Source organism: Protofrankia sp. Cas8 (genome assembly GCF_963555845.1).
GTDB lineage: Bacteria > Actinomycetota > Actinomycetes > Frankiales > Frankiaceae > Protofrankia.
Window position 1 is genome coordinate 1 of record NZ_CAUVXI010000323.1, and the last position, 4,028, is coordinate 4,028.

Genomic DNA, 4,028 nt, shown 5'->3' on the forward strand with positions numbered 1-4,028 from the left:
GCGCCACTGGGTGCAGCGATCTTCTCACTGTTGGCCACCCTGTCGCGTGCGTTGGCGTCCGGCGTGTCGTTCTTTCAGACCTCCCCGCTGGACCTCGCACTCTTCTTCAACGCGGCGACGTTCCTGGTATCAGCGATCGTGATCTTCCGGCTACGCGGGATCGGCCGGGCCGAGCACCAACGCACCGACCAGCATCTGGGCCTGTGGTCGTCGATCACGGAAGGCTGGCGGTTCGTCGGCCACAACCGGCTGGTCCGCGGTCTGGTGATCGGTATTCTCGGCGGGTTCGCCGGAGCCGGGTGCGTGGTGGCGCTCGGGCGACTCTACGTCCAGATTCTGGGCGGCGGTGACTCCGCGTACGGCGTCCTGTTCGGTGCGGTGTTCGTGGGGCTTGCCGCCGGGATGGCGCTGGGACCGCGGCTGCTCGGTGACTTCAGTCGCTCCCGTCTCTTCGGCCTGAGCGTCACCGCCGCCGGGGTGGCCATGCTGGCGGTGGCGGTCATGCCCAACCTCGTGCTGGCCTGCGTCGTTGTCGTCCTCGTCGGCATGTTCGCCGGGATCGCGTGGGTAACCGGCTACACTCTGTTGCAGGCGGAGGTGAGCGACGAGCTGCGCGGGCGGACATTCGCGCTGGTCCAGTCCCTGGTCCGCATTGATCTGCTCCTGGTGCTGGCCGCCGCGCCCGCGCTGGTGGGCCTCATCGGAGCACACCGCATCAGCCTGTGGGGCAGCGTCCATCTCCGCGCCGACGGGGTCACGATCGTCCTGCTCGCCGCCGGCATGCTCGCGGTGGCCGTCGGCCTGTTCGCTTACCGGCAGATGGACCAACGCTCGGGCATCGCAGTCCTGCCCGAACTCTGGAACGCCCTGCTGGGCCGTGGCAGCACACCGCTACGCCCTCGCCACGCCGGTCTGTTCGTAGCCCTCGAAGGCGGTGAGGGATCCGGCAAATCCACCCAGGTCAAACGGTTGGGATCATGGTTGGCGTCGTCCGGACGCGAAGTTGTGATCACCCGCGAACCGGGTGGGACCACCATCGGCGCTACGCTGCGGGACCTGCTGCTCGACCCCTCGGTACGGCTGCACCCGCGCACCGAGGCGCTGCTCTACGCCGCGGACCGCGCCGAGCATGTCACCCGGGTCATCGAGCCGGCACTGGCCCGGGGTGCGATTGTGATCAGCGACCGCTTCATCGACTCGTCCATCGCCTACCAGGGCGCCGGGCGCCGGCTCGGGGCGGACGAGGTCGCGGCGCTGTCGCGGTGGGCCACCCAGGCCCTGGTCCCCGACCTCACGATCCTGCTCGACCTGCCCGCTGAGATCGGCCTGCGTCGGGTCCGGGAACGGGTCGGTACGGTCGGCTCAAGTGTCGATCCGGCCGGGCCGGCGACCAAGCCCACGGCCGGCCTCGACCGGATCGAGGCGGAACAGGTCGCCTTCCACGAACGGGTGCGCGACGGGTTTCGCCGGCTCGCCGACAGCGCGCCCGGCCGCTATGTGGTCCTCGACGGGAACCGGCCGCCGCAGACACTGCACAGTGAGATCCGCCACGTCATCAGCGAGCGGCTGCGCACTGATCTCGACCCGGTCGCCGCGGACCCACACATGCAGCCCACACCGGCCGAGACCGTGCGGCCAGACAGCGTGCAGCCAGACAGCGTGCCACCGAACAACATGCCAATAGACACCGTGCCACCGAACACCGTGCCGCCAACATCCGTAGCACCCGACATGCCGCCCGATCGCGCAACAACGAAGAGAGCCCCATCGGCCCGGTAGCTCCTCCCGACCGTCTCCCAACCGTCCAGACGGCGCTTCGCCGGTCGCCGGACGGCCCGCCGGTAACCGCCGACCAACGGAGTCGGACAATGGACCGGTGAGCGTCTGGGATGTCCTGATCGGCCAGGCTCCGGTCGTCGAGATCCTCGCGGGCGCGGCCAGCGCGGCCGCCGGGGTGACCGCGACTGATGCCCGTCCCGCGGCCCGTGCAAGCATGACGCATTCATGGCTGTTCACCGGCCCCGCGGGCGCTGGGCGTTCGATGGCGGCGCGCGCCTTCGCCGCGGCGTTGAACTGCAAAAATTCACCCCCAGGATGCGGTGAGTGCAACGGGTGTCACACCGTACTGACAGACACCGCGGCCGATCTGCGCACCGTGCGTCCAGAAGGCCTGTCGCTGGGAGTCAAGGACATCCGGGAGCTCGTCCGCGATGCAGCCAGCGCACCGACATCCGGCCGCTGGCGAGTCCTGCTGCTCGAGGACGCCGACCGGCTCACCGACCAGGCCGCCAACGCGCTGCTCAAGGCGCTGGAGGAGCCCGCCACACGGTCGGTGTTCCTGCTGTGCGCACCGTCGGTCGACGACGTCCTGCCGACCGTGCGGTCCCGCTGCCGGGTGGTCGCGCTGCGCCTTCCCACCCCCGCGCAGGTCGCCGGCATGCTGGAGCACGACGGGGTGGATCCCGCTCAGGCCCGGCTCGCGGCCCAGGCGACCATGGGCGATGCGGACCGAGCCCGGGCGCTGGCCACCGACGAGGCGACGCGGCTCCGGCGCGCCGAGGTGCTGCGCCTCCCGACCCGCCTGCAACGCACCGGGGACTGTCTCGCCGCGGCCGCGGACCTGGTGGCGGCGGCGAACGCCGACGCCGAAGCGGCGAACACGACCCGCGACGACGCTGAGACCGACGCTCTGAAGACCGCGCTCGGTGTGGGTGCGACATCCGCCGGGACGACGGCGAAACGCGCTCGGGCGCCGAAGCCCGGTGCAAAGGCCCGTGCCCTGACCGTCCGGGGCGCCACCGGAGCTCTCAAGGAGCTGGAGAAGACACAGAAGAGCCGTGGACGACGGACTGTCCTGGACTCCCTTGACCGGGCCCTGCTCGACCTCGCCGGCTGGTACCGCGACGTCCTGGTGCGGCAGCTCGGCGCACCGGTCGAGGCGATTCACCCGGACCACGGCGTTGCCGTGGCGGAGGAGGCGCGGACGTCCACCCCGGAGCAGACGCTGCGTCGACTCGAGGCCGTCCTGCGGTGTCGGCGGACCCTGGCGGCCAATCCCGGCCTCGTCCCGCTACTCACCGTAGAAGCACTCACCCTCGATCTGCGGACCGGTTAGAGCGCCCGATGGATATCGGTCGATGCGCCTTCTGGGCATCGAGAGCAGGGACCCGCACGAACTCGAAGCGTTCGGGTGGGGGGGCGAAGCGATCGAAGATCCATCGGATAGACCCAAGGTCATGGCCCGCCGCTGCGCAGCCGGCGTTTTCCGCCCATTTTGTCGCCCGACATCAGCGGATACAGTATGATAAGGCAGTAGTCGGTACAGAATTTCCCAGGCCGGATCTATTGATATAAATCAGCCGCCAGGGTGCCATACCTCACATGCGGATGCCGTTCATTTCCGGCCAATATGACCATTATATTCGCACCACTGATTCGCCCGCCGCCGAGGCCGCCCGGCCTCACCACTCCCTGGGGGAATACGACATGGAACGTGGGATTCCGCGCACGGTACGGACCGGAGAAAGTATCTCCCCAGCCGGCTCATCGGCGGCCCGCCGATGAATGGAATCATTCATACCCGGCTCCGCCCCACCGGCAGTCGGATTCTCGGGGTGGGCGCCTACCGGCCCATGAAAGTGGTCCTCAATTCCGAAATCTGCCAACAGATAGAGTCGACACCCGAGTGGATAGAAGCCCGCTCCGGTATTCGTAGCCGGCGATTCGCGACCGCGGATGAATCACTGGGCGCAATGGCTGCAAGCGCCGGTGGAAAAGCCCTGGCCAGTGCCGGAATCGAAGTAGCGGACGTCGGGTGCATCGTGGTCGCCACCATGTCCCATGTCACACAGTCGCCGTCGGTGGCGACCGAGGTGGCCGGCCGACTCGGTTCGCGGAACGCGACCGCATTCGATCTCTCGGCCGCGTGCGCGGGTTTCTGCCATGCCCTCGCGGTGGCCAGCGACATGGTGGTCGCCGGCAGCGCAAGATACGTTCTGGTAATCGGCACCGAACGGATGTCGGACATC

General features: G+C 68.7%; 2 protein-coding genes and 1 pseudogene. All 3 read left to right on the forward strand.

All coding sequences use genetic code 11. The annotated features are described in order from the left end of the window. The coding region (tmk, locus tag U9977_RS26215; RefSeq protein WP_322751951.1) for a dTMP kinase at positions 1–1,779 on the forward strand (1,779 nt) is incomplete at its 5' end. 97 nt (positions 1,780–1,876) lie between these two features. After that, positions 1,877–3,115: a DNA polymerase III subunit delta' gene (locus U9977_RS26220; protein WP_322751952.1), complete on the forward strand. Its 1,239-nt coding sequence runs from the start codon at positions 1,877–1,879 to the stop codon at positions 3,113–3,115. 445 nt (positions 3,116–3,560) lie between these two features. After that, positions 3,561–4,028 (forward strand): annotated as a pseudogene (locus U9977_RS26225) (3-oxoacyl-ACP synthase); the annotation flags it as partial.